The sequence below is a fragment of the Microbacterium sp. CR_7 genome (assembly GCF_041954755.1).
Lineage (GTDB): Bacteria > Actinomycetota > Actinomycetes > Actinomycetales > Microbacteriaceae > Microbacterium.
Genome location: NZ_JAVAYF010000001.1, coordinates 416,225 through 430,569, shown reverse-complemented (window position 1 = coordinate 430,569; position 14,345 = coordinate 416,225). Strand labels below are relative to the sequence as shown.

Annotated in this window: 16 protein-coding genes; 4 read left to right on the top strand and 12 right to left on the bottom strand. The window is 69.8% G+C overall.

All coding sequences use genetic code 11. The features are described 5' to 3' along the window. Positions 1-76 precede the first annotated feature (76 nt). Both RAC81_RS02030 and RAC81_RS02025 read left to right on the top strand, forming a co-directional pair. Positions 77-772: an ABC transporter ATP-binding protein gene (locus RAC81_RS02030; RefSeq protein WP_375080774.1), complete on the top strand. Its 696-nt coding sequence runs from the start codon at positions 77-79 to the stop codon at positions 770-772. Beyond that, a complete protein-coding gene (locus RAC81_RS02025; RefSeq protein WP_375080773.1) occupies positions 769-2,151 on the top strand; it encodes an FtsX-like permease family protein in 1,383 nt (460 codons plus the stop codon). The genes RAC81_RS02030 and RAC81_RS02025 overlap by 4 nt, the downstream gene beginning before the upstream one ends. On the opposite strand, the gene mutM is transcribed toward RAC81_RS02025, so the two are convergent. The 6 genes from mutM to RAC81_RS01995 all read right to left on the bottom strand — a co-directional run bounded on the left by mutM (position 2,102) and on the right by RAC81_RS01995 (position 7,215). After that, on the bottom strand, positions 2,102-2,965 hold the full coding sequence (gene mutM / locus RAC81_RS02020; protein WP_375080772.1) for a bifunctional DNA-formamidopyrimidine glycosylase/DNA-(apurinic or apyrimidinic site) lyase: 864 nt from the start codon (positions 2,963-2,965) through the stop codon (positions 2,102-2,104). The two genes, RAC81_RS02025 and mutM, sit on opposite strands and share 50 nt — an antisense overlap. Further along, positions 2,958-3,650, bottom strand: coding sequence for a ribonuclease III (gene rnc / locus RAC81_RS02015; protein ID WP_375080771.1), 693 nt, complete (start codon positions 3,648-3,650; stop codon positions 2,958-2,960). Before rnc ends, mutM begins: the two co-directional genes overlap by 8 nt. A gap of 16 nt (positions 3,651-3,666) precedes the next feature. Continuing rightward, positions 3,667-3,876 (bottom strand): 50S ribosomal protein L32, encoded by a 210-nt coding sequence (rpmF, locus tag RAC81_RS02010; RefSeq protein WP_050721097.1) that lies wholly within the window; start codon positions 3,874-3,876, stop codon positions 3,667-3,669. Positions 3,877-3,878: 2 nt separating this feature from the next. Then, a complete protein-coding gene (locus RAC81_RS02005; protein WP_375080770.1) occupies positions 3,879-4,373 on the bottom strand; it encodes a DUF177 domain-containing protein in 495 nt (164 codons plus the stop codon). A gap of 139 nt (positions 4,374-4,512) precedes the next feature. After that, a complete protein-coding gene (coaD, locus tag RAC81_RS02000; RefSeq protein ID WP_096715948.1) occupies positions 4,513-5,010 on the bottom strand; it encodes a pantetheine-phosphate adenylyltransferase in 498 nt (165 codons plus the stop codon). A gap of 30 nt (positions 5,011-5,040) precedes the next feature. After that, positions 5,041-7,215 (bottom strand): ATP-dependent DNA helicase RecG, encoded by a 2,175-nt coding sequence (locus tag RAC81_RS01995; RefSeq protein ID WP_375080769.1) that lies wholly within the window; start codon positions 7,213-7,215, stop codon positions 5,041-5,043. Between the two features lie 61 nt (positions 7,216-7,276). Here RAC81_RS01995 and rsmD point away from each other — a divergent pair, with 61 nt between their 5' ends. Further along, the gene (gene rsmD / locus RAC81_RS01990) at positions 7,277-7,858 is read left to right on the top strand and encodes a 16S rRNA (guanine(966)-N(2))-methyltransferase RsmD (protein ID WP_375080768.1); all 582 of its coding nucleotides are present in this window, start codon (positions 7,277-7,279) and stop codon (positions 7,856-7,858) included. Here rsmD and thiL read toward each other — a convergent pair. Next, entirely contained in the window at positions 7,850-8,845 is a 996-nt protein-coding gene (gene thiL, locus RAC81_RS01985) for a thiamine-phosphate kinase (RefSeq protein WP_375080767.1), read from the bottom strand. The two genes, rsmD and thiL, sit on opposite strands and share 9 nt — an antisense overlap. A gap of 23 nt (positions 8,846-8,868) precedes the next feature. Here thiL and RAC81_RS01980 point away from each other — a divergent pair, with 23 nt between their 5' ends. Beyond that, a complete protein-coding gene (locus RAC81_RS01980) occupies positions 8,869-9,399 on the top strand; it encodes a DUF3515 domain-containing protein (RefSeq protein ID WP_375080766.1) in 531 nt (176 codons plus the stop codon). Positions 9,400-9,445: 46 nt separating this feature from the next. Here the strand turns inward: RAC81_RS01980 and RAC81_RS01975 are convergent, their stop codons facing one another. The 5 genes from RAC81_RS01975 to leuD form a co-directional block, all read right to left on the bottom strand. Continuing rightward, positions 9,446-10,528 carry a D-alanine--D-alanine ligase family protein gene (locus RAC81_RS01975; RefSeq protein ID WP_375080765.1) on the bottom strand — a complete coding sequence of 361 codons (1,083 nt, stop codon included), beginning with the start codon at positions 10,526-10,528 and terminating at the stop codon, positions 9,446-9,448. Next, the gene (locus RAC81_RS01970; protein WP_375080764.1) at positions 10,428-11,567 is read right to left on the bottom strand and encodes an NAD(P)H-dependent glycerol-3-phosphate dehydrogenase; all 1,140 of its coding nucleotides are present in this window, start codon (positions 11,565-11,567) and stop codon (positions 10,428-10,430) included. Before RAC81_RS01970 ends, RAC81_RS01975 begins: the two co-directional genes overlap by 101 nt. Continuing rightward, positions 11,557-12,312 (bottom strand): lysophospholipid acyltransferase family protein, encoded by a 756-nt coding sequence (locus RAC81_RS01965; RefSeq protein ID WP_375080763.1) that lies wholly within the window; start codon positions 12,310-12,312, stop codon positions 11,557-11,559. Before RAC81_RS01965 ends, RAC81_RS01970 begins: the two co-directional genes overlap by 11 nt. A 5-nt stretch (positions 12,313-12,317) precedes the next feature. Then, the gene (gene murA, locus RAC81_RS01960; RefSeq protein WP_251585458.1) at positions 12,318-13,685 is read right to left on the bottom strand and encodes a UDP-N-acetylglucosamine 1-carboxyvinyltransferase; all 1,368 of its coding nucleotides are present in this window, start codon (positions 13,683-13,685) and stop codon (positions 12,318-12,320) included. 63 nt (positions 13,686-13,748) lie between these two features. Then, positions 13,749-14,345 carry a 3-isopropylmalate dehydratase small subunit gene (leuD, locus tag RAC81_RS01955; protein ID WP_375080762.1) on the bottom strand — a complete coding sequence of 199 codons (597 nt, stop codon included), beginning with the start codon at positions 14,343-14,345 and terminating at the stop codon, positions 13,749-13,751.

Genomic DNA, 14,345 nt, shown 5'->3' with positions numbered 1-14,345 from the left:
GAACGATGTAGGCGCGGGACGGCGGATCATCCGCCGGTGCGATGACGCCGCGGGGCACCGTCGCGAGGCTGGAAGCATGAACACTCCCGTCCTCGACGCACGAGCCCTCACGAAGTCCTACGGCACCACACGCGCACTCGCCGGGGTGGACCTCCAGGTCCTTCCCGGCGAGTCCGTGGCGATCATGGGCGCTTCCGGGTCGGGCAAGACCACGCTCCTGCACGTCCTCGCCGGCATCGTCACTCCCGACTCCGGCACCGTCACCTTCCAGCCGACCACCGGACACCCCGTCGAGCTGTCGGCCCTCGGCGAGTCGGCCCGGTCGCGCTTGCGACGCGAGCGCTTCGGCTTCGTGTTCCAGCAGGGCCTTCTCATCCCCGAGCTTACCGCCGTCGAGAACGTCGCCCTCGCCGCCATGATCAACGGCGTGAAAAGAGCGGATGCCGTGCACCATGCAGCATCCTGGCTCGCCGCCCTCGGGCTCGCTGGGATGGAGGACCGTCGCATCGGCGAGCTCTCCGGAGGCCAGGCGCAGCGTGTCGCGATCGCCCGTGCGCAGGCGACGGGAGCCGACCTCGTCTTCGCAGACGAACCGACCGGTGCCCTCGACTCGCATACCTCGCACGAGGTGATGGACGCCCTGCTCTGGTCGACCACGGGTCAGGGACGGACGCTCCTCGTCGTCACCCACGACCCCGAGGTCGCGACCCGCTGCTCCCGGATCGTCTCCGTGCGCGACGGGCGGGTCGTCTCGCCGGCGGTGACAGCATGAACCCGCGCGTCCTCGCCATGCTGCTGCGTCCGGCACCCGGCCAGACGGCGTTCCTCGCACTCCCCGCGACGGCCTTCGCGATCGTCACCGCGCTCGTGCTCACCGTGGTCGGCGGCGCGCAGTCCTTCTGGAGCTGGACCGACGACTTCGCCCCTGTCTACCAGGCACTCGCCGCGATCGCACTGGTGCTCCTCGTCGTCCCGCTGATGAACCTCGGCGGAGCCGCCGCCCGTCTCTCCGCGCGGCGACGCGACGAGCGTCTCTCCACCCTGCGCCTTCTCGGGGTCACCCCACTGGGCGTCGGAGTCGCGACCGTCGTCGAGTCCGTGCTCGTGGCCGCCGCCGGTGCGGTCGCCGGAGTGCTCGTCTCTCTCGCGATCAGCCCGCTCATCGGCCTGATCCCTTTCCGCGGCGACGCACTGGGCGTGGAGGCCGTCGTGCTCCCTCCCCTGATCGTGCTCGCGGTGGTCGGCGGCATCCTCGTTGTCGCGGCGGCCAGCGCCGCGCTCGGCCTGCGCCGCGTGATCATCTCGCCGCTCGGCGTTCGTATGCGCACCACCGCGTCGAACGTGCACTGGTTCCGCGCCATCATCGGCGTCTCCGCCCTCGCCCTGATCTTCGTGCTGATCAAGATCTTCCCCTCCGTCGCCGGCATCGTGACGACGATCACGGTGCTCGCTGTGCTCTTCGCGATCGCCCTCGCCGTGCTGAACGTGCTGGGCCCCTGGGTGATCAAGCTCATCGCGTCGAGGCAGCTGCGTCGGGCCGAGCACCCGGAACGGCTGCTGGCGGCGCGCCTCGTGCTCGACTCCCCGAAGAGTGCCTGGCGCCAGGTGAGCGGGATCGCGATGGCGAGCTTCATGGCCGTGTTCGCGGGCACCGGAGTCTCTCTCATGAACGTCCTCGGCAGCGGGGACGCCGCCTCCGACGAAGCCGCTCTCGCCGTCGACATGCGTACCGGCCTCATCATCACGCTGGTGGCGTCGTTCCTCATGGTCGCGGCCTCGGTGGGCGTCAACCAGGCGGCGGCGATCCTCGATCAGCGCGAGCTCCACCGGAGCCTGCACCACCTGGGAATGCCGCTCGAGACGGTCGACCGCGCACGACGCCGCGCGATCATGTCGCCGTTGCTCATCACCGCGATCGGCTCGGCGCTGTGCGCCGCGGTGCTGGTCTTCCCGCTGCTCGGGATGGCCCTCATCACGGCGCCGGAATCGGTTCTGACGATCGTCGTGGTCGTGACGATCGGGATCGGCGTGGTCTGGGCGAGCGCGCGCGACCCGACCGCTGCTGGCGCGCTCGTTCGCGGCGGCGTGAGCGCCGGTCGAGTCAGCGGCGGCGCTGACAGCGCGGGCAGTAGTGGCTCGACCGGTTCATGAACGCGGTGCGGCGGATCGGGCCGCCGCACCGCGGACACGGCTCACCCCCGCGTCCGTACGCGTTGAGGGAATGGGCGAAGTAGCCGGCCTGACCGTTGACGTTGACGTACTGCGCGTCGAAGCTCGTACCGCCCTCGGCGAGGGCTTTGGCCAACACGGCGCGGATCTCGGCGAGCAGCCGCAAGGCTGCTCGCGTGGAGAGAGCGGATGCCGCGGTCTCAGGGTGGATCCGGGCCGCCCACAGCGACTCGTCGGCATAGATGTTGCCGACACCGCTGATCACCTGCTGGTCGAGCAGGACGCGCTTGATCCCGCTGCTCCTCCGCTGGAGAGCGGCGAGGAACGTCGCGTCGTCGAACAGGGGGTCCATCGGGTCGCGAGCGATGTGCAGCACCTGGGACGGAACGCGCGACGCTCCGTCGTCGCGCAGCTCGTCGACGGCCAGCGAGCCGAAAGTCCGCTGGTCGGCGAACACGACGGCCAGTACGCCGTGGGTCGGATGCTCGAGGCTGATCCGGATGCGCTCGTGCCGTTCGGCAGGCGCATCGGGCGCACGGAGCAGCATCTGGCCGCTCATGCCCAGGTGGGCGATCAGCGCGGTCTCGCCCGAGTCGAGCGGAAGCCAGAGGAATTTGCCGCGTCGATCGGCTGCCGCGAAGCGGTGTCCCTCGAGACGCGCGACGAAGTCCTCGGCACCGGCCGCATGCCGGGTCAGGGCGCGTTCATCGAACACGCTGACCGCGGTGATGAGCGACCCGATCGCGGCAGGCGCGAGACCGGCACGCACGACCTCGACTTCAGGGAGCTCAGGCACGCTCGTTCAAGAGGCGCCATGCGCTCAGCGCGGCGGCCATCTCGGCGGTCTTCTTGCTGCTGCCGAGACCGGTCATGCTGACGTCACCGACAGTCACCGTGGCGGTGAAGCGACGGTCGTGGTCGGGTCCGCTGGCCTCGATGGAGTACTGCGGAGCGGTGAGGCTCAGCCGGGCGGCCAGTTCCTGCAGGCTCGTCTTCGGGTCCATCGCCGCGCCGTAGCGCTCGGGGTCGGCGAGAAGAGGCTCGGTCAGACGCAGCACGAGCTCGGTCGCGGCCTCCGGGCCCGCCGACAGGAAGGTGGCGCCGATCACGGCTTCCATCGTGTCGGCGAGGATGGAGTCCTTGTCACGTCCGCCGGTCTGCTCTTCGCCGCGGCCGAGCAGCAGGTGGCTGCCCAGCTCGATACCGCGCGCGACCTCCGCCAGCGCGACCGTGGATACCACGCTCGCGCGGCGTTTCGCGAGAGCGCCTTCGTCGAGCTCGGGGTGGCTGGTGAAGAGCATCACCGTCACGGCCTGGCCGAGCACGGAGTCGCCCAGGAACTCGAGGCGCTCGTTGTGAGGAATTCCCCCGTGCTCGTAGGCGTACGAGCGGTGAGTGAGCGCCAACTCCAGAAGCTCCGCGTCGATGTCGACGCGGAGCTTCTCAGGGAGAGGTCTCGTCCCCCCAGGGACCTCTGTCACGATCTGGAGTCGCGACTCAGACGTCAGCGACCTTGCGGCCCTTGTACTCGAGGAAGAGCTCGGTGCCCTGGGAGTCGGTGACGACCTTCGCCTGGTGCGGACGGCTGTAGACGACCTTGCCGTTCTCGACGGTCTTGACGAGCGCGGGGGCCTCGGCCTTCCACTGCGCGCGACGCGAGCGGGTGTTGGAACGGGAGACCTTGCGCTTCGGGGGGTTACCAGCCATGACTAGCTCTCTTCTTTCTCGGCGGCGCTGCTCTCTGCCGCGCCGTCTTGGTCTGTGATCTGCTGGAGCGCACTCCATCGAGGATCGATGGGAGCTGCCTGCTCCGATCCGGTGCTCTCGGTCAGTCTCTCGCCCGTGACCGGGTCGAGCCCGGGGCAATCCGGCTGACACACCGGCTGAAATGGAAGCGACAATACGGCCGCATCCCTGACAAGAGTTTCAAGATCCACGTGGTCGTCTTGAACCTCGAAGTCAGTTTCTTCCTCACCAGGATACGCGAAAAGCTCCTGGAACTCGACTTCGACGGGCCGGGCGATGTCGGTGAGACACCGACCGCACACTCCGGAGTACTCCGCGTCCGCCGCTCCCGACACGAGAATGCCCTCGTGAACGGACTCGAGGCGCACATCGAGATCGAGCTGCGAGCCCTGCGCGAACGACACGATGCCCTCGCCCCACGGCTCCTCGAGAGTCACCGTGAAGGCATGCTCGCGCATCTCCCCCGGCTTGCGAACGATGTCGCGGACGGGGAGGACGAAGGGGCCGTTGAATCGGGAACGCACCCCGCAATGCTACCGGCTCGGCGGGGCTCGGGGCTGGTCGGCGCCTGAGTGCGGAGCCCCGGCGGCGGGACGGTCAGATCCCGCGGGAGCCGGTGTCGAGGAACGACGCGACGGCCGGCGGCACGAACGGCGAGATGTCACCGCCGAGACCGGCGACCTGCCGCACGAGCGAGCTCGACACGAGGGCGTGCGCAGGATCCGGCAGCAGGAACACCGTCTCGATGTCGGCGAGGTGTCGGTTGACGATCGCCATCGGAGATTCGTAGGCGACGTCCACCTGCGAGCGGATGCCCTTGACCAGCACGCCGGCATCGACGTCGCGGGCATAGTCCACGAGGAGACCCATGCTCCATGACCCGACGATGACGTTGCCGTCCATACCGTCCTCGGCGATCGACTGCTCCAGCAGCGACATGCGCTGCGCGATGGGCAGCATCGCCTCCTTGCCGGGGTTGTGGACGACGAGCACGTGCAGTTCGTCGTACAGCTTCGCCGCGCGCCTGATCACGTCGAGGTGACCGAGGGTGGGCGGATCGAAGGAACCCGGGACGACGGCGATCCGGCTGCTCATGCGTCCAGCCTAGGGCACCTCGAACCGCGGTCAGTTCTTCGCGAGCGCGGCGCGGTCTTCTTCCGTCACGCGCCGTGCGATGGCGGCTCGAAGGCCGGGATTCGCAGCGAGATCGGGGTCATCCGCGAGGATGGCCTCGGCCAGCTCCCGCGCCCGCACGATGAGCTTGGAGTCCTTGACCACGCGCAGCAGCTTGAGCGAGGAGCGCACTCCGGCCTGGGCCGCTCCCAGCACGTCGCCCTCGCCGCGCAGCTCGAGATCGACCTCCGCCAGGGCGAATCCGTCGAGTGTCGCGGCGACGGCATCCACGCGCTCGCGCGCGACGGAACCCGCTTCGGCCTCGGTCACGAGGAGGCAGAGACCCGGTACGCCTCCGCGACCCACGCGCCCGCGGAGCTGGTGCAGCTGCGAGACGCCGAAGCGGTCGGCGTCGAGCACGATCATGGTCGAGGCGTTGGGCACGTCGACGCCGACCTCGATCACGGTCGTCGCGATCAGCAGGTCGATGTCTCCGCGGGCGAAGGACTGCATCACGGCGTCCTTCTCGTCCGACGGCATGCGTCCATGGAGGACCGCCCTGCGCAGACGGCCGAGCGTCGGATGCGTGGCCAAGGCCTCGTCGAGCTGCACCACGCCCCACTTCGGACCGGCCGCGCCCTCGCCCTGCAGGAGTGCCTGCTCGCCCACCTCGGCGGTCTTCTTGGTGGTGTCGATCGCCGCGCAGACGGCGAACACCTGACGGCCCTGCGCGATCTCCTCTGCAGCGCGCTCCCAGACACGGTTGAACCAGCCGGGATGCTCGGCGAGGGGCGCCACGAACGACTCGATGCCTGCTCGTCCCTTCGGCATCGTGCGGATGACCGACGTGTCGAGGTCGCCGAACACCGTCATCGCGACTGTCCGAGGGATCGGCGTCGCCGTCAGGACGAGGGCGTGCGGACTCGACCCCTTCGCGCGGAGCGCCTCTCGCTGCTCCACCCCGAAGCGGTGCTGCTCGTCGACCACCACGAGACCCAGGTCGGCGAAGGTGGTCTTCTCTCCGAGGAGCGCGTGCGTGCCGACGACGATGAGCGACTGCCCCGACGCGACGCGCAGCGCCGCCTTGCGCCTCTCCGCCGCCGGCATCTGCCCGGTCAGCAGGGTCGGCATGACGAGCGGCGCGAGCTGCGGACCGAGCATCTTCGTTATCGATCGGAGGTGCTGCCCTGCGAGCACCTCCGTCGGTGCGATGAGCGCGGCCTGACCACCGGATTCGGCGACCTGGAGCATGGCGCGGAGGGCGACGAGGGTCTTACCGGAGCCCACCTCGCCCTGCACGAGCCTGTTCATGGGCCAGGACCCGACCAGGTCGTGCGCGATCTGCTCGCCGACCGTCTGCTGGTCGGGCGTGAGCGAGTACGGAAGCGCCGCGTCGAAACGTTCGAGGAGTCCTCCCGGTCTCGCCGGCCGCGTCGTCGCGGAGAGCGCGCGCACCGCGTCGCGCTGCTGCAGCAGCGCCGTCTGCAGGGTGAGCGCCTCGTGCATTCGCAGCGTGCGGACCGCGGGATCGATGTCGTTGCGGGTTCTGGGACGGTGGATCTGCTCGAGCGCCTCGCGTGCCGTCAGCAGCTCCTCCCGGGACCGGACGTCGGGGGCGAGCGGCTCGGGCACCTCCCCGAGGTCGTCGAGGACCCTGCCGACGAACTTCGCGATCTGCCAGGTCTGCAGACTGGAGGTCGCCGGGTAGATCGGGATCAGGACCGTGGCGCGCGCGTCCGCGCGTCGCCGCGCGGCATCCTCGTCGTCGAAGAGCTCGTACTCGGGATGCGCGAACTGGGTGACCCCGTTGAACTCGCCGACCTTGCCGGAGAACACGCCACGGCGGCCGACCGCCAGTTCCTCCGACCGCCACTTCGCAGCCCCGAGGTTCTTCGCGAAGAACGTCAGCGACATCTTGCCGATGCCGTCGCCGATCACGACGTCGGCCATCGCGCCCCGTCGATTGCGCATCGCCCGAGCACTCGACGACAGCACCTCGGCGACGATCGTGACGGTCTCGCCGATCGGGAGCTCGCGGATCGGGGTGAGCTCTCCCGGATCCGCGTACCGTCGCGGATAGTGCGAGAGCAGATCGCCGACCGTCGCCATTCCGAAAGCCCGGTCGAGCGCCTTCGCCGGGGTCGCGCCGAGCGCCTCCTGCAGAGACGTGTCGAGCGAGAGCGGCATGATCCGAGTCTAGAAGGCAGCACCGACACGACGCGCACGGCCGCTGCCGTATCGTGAACGGGTGACGAGGATCATCGCCGGAGCCGCGAGAGGCGCCCGACTCGACGTGCCGGGAAGCGGCACCCGCCCCACGAGCGACCGCGTGCGGGAGTCCCTGTTCGGCGCCCTCGAATCCGCCGACGCGATGTCCGGGGCTCGTGTCCTCGATCTGTATGCCGGTTCGGGGGCGCTCGGCCTGGAATCGCTGAGCCGGGGTGCCTCATCCGTCGACCTCGTCGAGCACGGTCGCGCCGCCGCGGGGATCATCCGCCGCAACGCGGGCATCGTGGCGAAAGCCGGGGACCTCTCCCCCGCGCGCGTGCACCAGAGCAGCGTCCGCGCCTTCCTGCTGCGTGCGACAGGACCCTTCGACCTCGTCTTCACCGACCCGCCCTACGATCTGGGCGACGAGGCCATGAACGGCGATCTGCTCGCGCTCGCGCCGCTCCTCGCCCCGGAGGCGCTCGTCGTGATCGAACGCGCGAGACGGTCCACCCCGCCCGACCTCGACGCCGCCGGGCTCGAGCTGCTCCGCGAGAAGACCTACGGCGACACGACCCTGTGGTGGGCGATGCCCCGAGGGTCGGACGACGACTCAGCCTGACGCCGAGTCCCAGTCGCGGTACGGGTCCCAGCCGCTGACGTCGACGGGATCGCCGTCGACGAGCAGGTCATGTTCCGATCGGTCCTCGACCTCGCCGATGCGTCGGAAGCCGGACGGCAGAACCGGGCCGGGGAACGCGGCCAGCAGGGCATGATCCTCGCCCCCGGCGAGAGCACGCACCGGATCGTCGCCGAGCGCCGCCGCCGACAGGTGGATCGACACCCCGGATGCCGCCGCCATGCGCCGCGCGTCCAGCGCGAGCCCGTCGGAGACGTCCATCATCGCCGAGGCACCGGCGATCGCGGCCATGGGCCCGAGCCCGATCGGCGGCGAAGGACGCAGCTGCGCGTCGAGCGCCGCACGGTCGCCGTCTCCGAGCACTGCGACATCGACCGGCACCGGGGTCTCGCCGTCGCGGAACCGGCCGAAGAGCAGTTGGAGTCCCTGCGCGGCGTGCCCCAGCTCGCCCGCGACCGCGACCGTGTCACCGGGACGGGCGCCGCTGCGCGTGATCGGAGCGCGGCCCTCCAGGTCGCCCAGCGCCGTGACCGCGACGGTGAGCACATCCGACACGGTCAGGTCGCCGCCGACGACCGCGCAGCCGGGCGCCAGCGCTGCGCAGGCCTCGCGGAAACCGTCGGCGAGGCGCTCCACGAACGAGAGCCGGAGATCGCGCGGCACGGCGAGTGCGACGAGGAGCGCCGTCGGACGCGCGCCCATCGCCGCCACGTCGGCGAGGTTGACCGCAGCGGCCTTCCAGCCCAGGTCGAACCCGCTCGACCAGGCGAGCCGGAAGTCAGGACCGTGCACGAGCGTGTCGGTCGTCGCGACGACGGAGCCTGATGGCGCGGCGATGACCGCGGCATCGTCGCCGGGGCCGATCAGCGTGTGCGACGCTTGTGACGTCCGCGCGAGGATGGCTCGGAGGATCTCCCCCTCCGACAGGTCGCCCAGGCGCGGGTCGTCGTCGTCGGGTCGGGAGGGCATGCAGTCAAAGGTAGCCTGGATGCATGCCCTCCTCTCGCCGTCTGCTCCTCGTCGCGGGCATGCTGATCGCCGCGGCCGGACTCGCCGGCTGCTCGACCACGATCCACCTGGAGCCGGCCGACGACGCGAACGATCCGGCGTGCGCCGAGGTCTCGGTGCTCCTGCCCGACGCGGTGGGCGATCTCGACCGGGTGTGGACCGACGCGCAGGCCACCGGAGCGTGGGGAGACCCGACCGTGGTGCTCCGCTGCGGCGTCGAGCCGCCTGCCCCGTCGACCGACGTGTGCACCACGATCGGCGGCGTCGACTGGCTCGTGCTCGACCAGGAGGAGGAGCGCCAGCGTCTCGTCACCTACGGACGGGACCCGGCGATCGAGGTCATCATCCGCCGAGGCTCGGAGATCGACTTCCGGACGGTCGTGGAGCAGCTGTCGACGAGCATCCGGGCGGGCCTGGCGCCCGCCACGGCGCGGTGCACCGATCGCGTCCCGACCGACGACAGCACTGACGAGAACACAGACGAGAGCACCGGCGACGGCTCGTCCGAGGGCTGATCGCCGACGACCGAACCGCCTGGTCGGCGCCGCCGAGCCGCTGCGCTCAGCGACGCAGCCCGGCCTCGATCAGCTCGGAGATGAGATCCCCGTAGCTCAGGCCCGAGACGACCCAGCACTTGGGGAACATCGAGATCGGAGTGAATCCGGGCATCGTGTTCAGCTCGTTGACGACGAGCTCGCCCGACGCGGTGAGGAACATGTCGACACGGGCCAGGCCGCGACCGTCCACCGCCTCGAACGCACGGATGCCGGCGTCCTGGATGGCTGCCACCTCTGCCTCGTCGAGGTCTGCCGGGCACACGACGTCGACGCCGTCACCGCCGAGGTACTTGCCCTCGAAGTCGTAGAAGCCGCGCGAGGTGAGCACGATCTCCCCGGGAAGAGAGGCGCGGACACCCTCGGCACCCTCGAGCACCGCCACCTCGATCTCGCGCCCGACGACACCGGTCTCGATGAGCACCTTGTCGTCCTCCGCGAACGCGACGGCGAGGGCGGCATCGAGCTCGTCGAGCGCGTCGACCTTCGACACCCCGACGCTCGACCCGGCCCGAGCCGGCTTCACGAAGAGCGGCGATCCGAGCTCCGCAGCGGCGGCGCGGACGGCATCCGGATCCGACGCCCACTCCCTGGAACGCACCGTGCGCCACGGGGCGACGGCGATACCGGCGGCCTGCAGCGCCACCTTCATGAAGTGCTTGTCCATGCAGAGCGCCGAGTCGAGCACACCGCCGCCGGCGTACGGCACCTCCAGCGTGTCGAAGTACCCCTGGATCGTGCCGTCCTCCCCGTGCGGACCGTGCAGGATCGGCAGCACGACGTCGATCTCGCCGAGCGCGTCGACCGTTCCGTCCGCCTGCACCACGCGCAGGGTGCGGTTGCCCCCTGGTTCGGGCCAGAGCACGCGGGTGCCGTTGTCGACCACTTCGGGCAGATGCGCGGCATCCAGCGGGAACTTCGCCGGGTCGTCGTCCTCGAGGACGAAGGCGCCCTCCCGCGTGATCCCCACCGGGATCACGTCGTAGCGGTCACGATCGATCGCGCCCAGCACTCCGCCCGCCGTTGCGGAACTGATCGAATGCTCGCTGGAGCGCCCGCCGAAGAGCACCACCACCCTCTGCTTGTCCATGGTTGGTCCTCTCCCCCTGCGGGGTGTCGTCGTCCGTCGTGAGGTGGGGTGCGATGTCGCGGGGATCCATCTTCCCGTCGAGAACCATCTTCACCTGTTCGACGATGGGCATGTCCACGTCGGATTCGCGGGCGAGCTGCAGCACCGGCGCGACGGAGGCGAGCCCCTCGGCCGTCTGCTGCATCTGCTTCACCACGTCCTGGAAGCTGTATCCCTGGCCGAGCAGACGCCCGGCCGTGTTGTTGCGGCTCAGCGGCGACTGGCACGTCGCGATGAGGTCCCCGAGGCCGGCGAGCCCCTGCAGCGTCTCCGGATGGGCGCCGTTCGCGACGGCGAAGTCGGTCATCTCGACAAGCCCCCGCGTGATAATCGACGCCTTGGTGTTCTCGCCGTACCCGACCCCGTCGACGATGCCGATCGCGACGGCGATGAGGTTCTTCAGCACGCCGCCGAACTCGGTGCCGATCACGTCGGTGTTCACGAAGGTGCGGAAGTAGTCGTTGCGTGCGGCACGGGCCACCTCTTCCGCCGTCTCCTGGCTCCGCGAGGAGATCACAGCCGCGGTCGGCTGCTCCCGCGCGATCTCCAGCGCGAGGTTCGGGCCGGACGCCACCGCGACCCGGTCGGGGTCGCAGCGCAGCTCCTGCTCGATCACCTGGCTCATGCGCAGACCCGTCGAGCGCTCGACGCCCTTCATGAGGCTGACGATCTTCGCGTCGTTTCCGGTGAGCAGGGGCCGCAGCGCCTTCAGGTTCTCGCGCAGCGACTGGCTCGGCACCGACAGGTACACCTGGTCGACGTCGCGCATCGCGACAGCGAGCTCGTGGGTGGCCTTCATCGTGCGGGGCAGATTGATGCCCGGCAGGTACTTGGAATTGCGCTTGGCCTCGTCGATCTCGTGCGCCAGCTCGGCGCGGCGCGCCCACATGGTCACCTGCGCCCCGCCGTCGGCGAGGATCTTGCCGAAGGTGGTCCCCCAGCTCCCGGCGCCGATCACCGCGACCCGGGGACCGCTCGGAATCGTCCGCTTAGGAGTCAAGGCGACCCGTCTCCTTCTGTCCGTGGGCAGTGGGGTTCCAGCGCTCGGCCGGCGCCTTCTCGTCGCGCAGTTCCTCGAGCAGAGCCGTGATGGCGTTCATGAGCCGGGTGGTGGCCTCGTTCAGCGCGGCCGGCTCGCTCGCACGACCGCGGAGGTCCGAGACGTCGACGGGGTCGCCGACCACGACCTCCACGCGCTTGCGCAGCGGCCACAGACTCAGACCCTTCTGGTACCGCCCCATGATCGCCTGGGTACCCCAGTGCGCCATCGGGATCAGCGGGATGCCGTCGGCGAGAGCGAGCCGGACCGCGCCCGACTTGCCGCGCATCGGCCACATGTCGGGGTCGCGCGTGAGCGTGCCCTCGGGGTAGACGATCACTCCGCGTCCGTGCTCGACGAGCTTCTCCGACTGCTTCATCGTCTGCTTGGCGGCCGAGGCCGACGACGTGCGCGCGACGGGGATCATGCCCGTGTGGGTCAGGAACCATCCCAGCACCGGCACCCGGAACAGGCTCTCCTTGGCCATGAACCGCGGCGCGCGACCGATGCGCCACACCGCCAGCGCCACGATGAGCGGGTCGAACTCCGAGTAGTGGTTCGGCGCCAGGACGAAGGCGCCCTTCTGCGGGAGCTTCTCGGCACCCGTGATGCGGATCTTCGCGAGCAGCGAGATCGCCGGGATCACGATCACCGCGAGCGGCCAGAACAGGCTCGGCCGGGTGGTCTCCGTCGACCGGGAACCCATCGGGGTCACCGGAGGACGTCGAAGTCGGCGCCGAGAGCGTCGAGCTTGGCGAGGAACTTCTCGTAGCCGCGGCTGAGGATGTCGACTCCGGACACCTTCGATTCGCCCTCGGCCGTCAGCGCCGCGATCACGTGGCTGTAGCCGCCGCGAAGGTCCGGCACGACGATGTCTGCGCCGTGCAGCGGCGTCGGACCGGTGATGACGGCGGCCTGCTCGAGGTCGCGACGCGGGACGCGCCGGGGGCCGGCCTGCAGCCCCCGCGGGTGCACGACGATGTCGGCGCCCATCTTGACGAGGGCGTCGGTGAAGCCGAGGCGGTTCTCGTACACCGTCTCGTGGACGATCGAGCGGCCCTTGGCCTGAGTCAGGGCGACGACGAGCGGCTGCTGCCAGTCGGTCATGAAGCCCGGGTGCACGTCGGTCTCGACGACGACGGGCTTGAGCTCGCCCTCGCGCCGGAAGAGGATGCCGTCCTCCTGGATGTCGAACCAGCCGCCGGCCTTGCGGAAGACGTTGAGGAACGTGAGCATCTCCTGCTGCTTCGCGCCGCCGACGAAGATCTCGCCGTCGGTCGCGAGCGCGGCGGACGCCCAGGATGCCGCCTCGTTGCGGTCGAAGATCGACCGGTGGTCGTAGCCGCGCAGCTTCTCCACGCCCTCGATGAGGATCACGCGGTTCGGCTCGTACGAGATGATGGCGCCCATCTTCTGCAGCACCGCGATGAGGTCCATGATCTCGGGCTCGATCGCCGCATTGCGCAGCTCGGTCACGCCCTCGGCGCGGACCGCCGTGAGCAGCACCTGCTCCGTGGCGCCGACGCTGGGGTAGGGCAGGTGGATGTTCGCGCCGTGCAGGCGGGCTCCGCCCGTGGAGAGACGGATGCCGCTCGGCAGCTTCTCGACCGTGGCGCCGAACTTGCGGAGCGCGTCGAGGTGGAAGTCGATGGGGCGGTCGCCGATGCGGCATCCGCCGAGGTCGGGGATGAAGGCCTGTCCGAGTCGGTGCAGCAGAGGGCCGCAGAAGAGGATCGGGATGCGCGAGGCTCCAGCGTGCGCGTCGATCTCCTCGAAGTGGGCGGATTCGACGTCGCTCGGGTCGAAGGTGAGCGATCCGGGCTCATCGCCCTCAGACACCCGCACTCCGTGCACCTCGAGAAGCGACCGTACCACGGCGACGTCGCTGATGGCGGGAACGTCGCGCAGCGTGCTGGCGGTCTCGCCCAGCAGAGTCGCCACCATCGCCTTGGTCGCGAGGTTCTTCGCGCCCTTGACGTCGACGCGGCCGCGCAGGGGTCGCCCTCCTCGAATGGCGAGGACGTCTCCGGTCAGCGGGGGCACCCCGTCGGGGAGAGCGTCGCGCACAGGTGTCGTCATTCGGGCCTCACTTCGTTCAGGAAAATCGGGGCGGGGTCGCCCTCGGCTCCCCCGCCCCTCCGTTCACTGAACGGGGAGAGTCCGGGGCCGCCACGACTCGCGGCGGGCCTCGAACTGCGCGATCTTGTCTTCGTTGCGCAGGGTGAGCCCGATGTCATCGAGCCCTTCGAGGAGCCGCCATCTAGTGTAATCGTCGATACCGATCGCGGCCTGGATGTCGCCGATCGACGCGATGCGCGCCTCGAGGTCGACGGTGATGGAAACCCCGGGATTCCGGTCGATCTCCGCCCAGATCCGCTCGAGATCGTCTTCCGAGATCGTCGCGGCGAGCAGACCCTGCTTGCCCGAGTTCCCGCGGAAGATGTCGGCGAAGCGCGGGCTCAGGACGACCTTGAACCCGAAGTCGCGCAGCGCCCAGACGGCGTGCTCGCGGCTCGAGCCGGTTCCGAAGTCGGGCCCTGCCACCAGCACGCTCGCGCCCTGATACGGTGCCTGGTTCAGCACGAAGTCCGGATCCTGTCGCCAGCCGTGGAACAGGGCGTCGTCGAAGCCCGTCTTGGTGACGCGCTTGAGGAAGACGGCGGGGATGATCTGGTCGGTGTCGACGTTCGACCGCTTCAGCGGCGCGGCGATCCCCGTGTGCGTCGTGAACTTCTCCAT

What these genes read in the sequence shown, in the direction of transcription:
- RAC81_RS02005 (WP_375080770.1), bottom strand. Translation starts at nt 4,373, where the DNA reads ATGCGCGAGCATGCCTTCACGGTGACTCTCGAGGAGCCGTGGGGCGAG.
- coaD (WP_096715948.1), bottom strand. Translation starts at nt 5,010, where the DNA reads ATGAGCAGCCGGATCGCCGTCGTCCCGGGTTCCTTCGATCCGCCCACC.
- RAC81_RS01975 (WP_375080765.1), bottom strand. Translation starts at nt 10,528, where the DNA reads ATGGACAAGCAGAGGGTGGTGGTGCTCTTCGGCGGGCGCTCCAGCGAG.
- thiL (WP_375080767.1), bottom strand. Translation starts at nt 8,845, where the DNA reads ATGCCCTCCCGACCCGACGACGACGACCCGCGCCTGGGCGACCTGTCG.
- rpmF (WP_050721097.1), bottom strand. Translation starts at nt 3,876, where the DNA reads ATGGCTGGTAACCCCCCGAAGCGCAAGGTCTCCCGTTCCAACACCCGC.
- RAC81_RS01995 (WP_375080769.1), bottom strand. Translation starts at nt 7,215, where the DNA reads ATGCCGCTCTCGCTCGACACGTCTCTGCAGGAGGCGCTCGGCGCGACC.
- RAC81_RS02025 (WP_375080773.1), top strand. Translation starts at nt 769, where the DNA reads ATGAACCCGCGCGTCCTCGCCATGCTGCTGCGTCCGGCACCCGGCCAG.
- leuD (WP_375080762.1), bottom strand. Translation starts at nt 14,345, where the DNA reads ATGGAGAAGTTCACGACGCACACGGGGATCGCCGCGCCGCTGAAGCGG.
- RAC81_RS02030 (WP_375080774.1), top strand. Translation starts at nt 77, where the DNA reads ATGAACACTCCCGTCCTCGACGCACGAGCCCTCACGAAGTCCTACGGC.
- RAC81_RS01965 (WP_375080763.1), bottom strand. Translation starts at nt 12,312, where the DNA reads ATGGGTTCCCGGTCGACGGAGACCACCCGGCCGAGCCTGTTCTGGCCG.
- murA (WP_251585458.1), bottom strand. Translation starts at nt 13,685, where the DNA reads ATGACGACACCTGTGCGCGACGCTCTCCCCGACGGGGTGCCCCCGCTG.
- RAC81_RS01980 (WP_375080766.1), top strand. Translation starts at nt 8,869, where the DNA reads ATGCCCTCCTCTCGCCGTCTGCTCCTCGTCGCGGGCATGCTGATCGCC.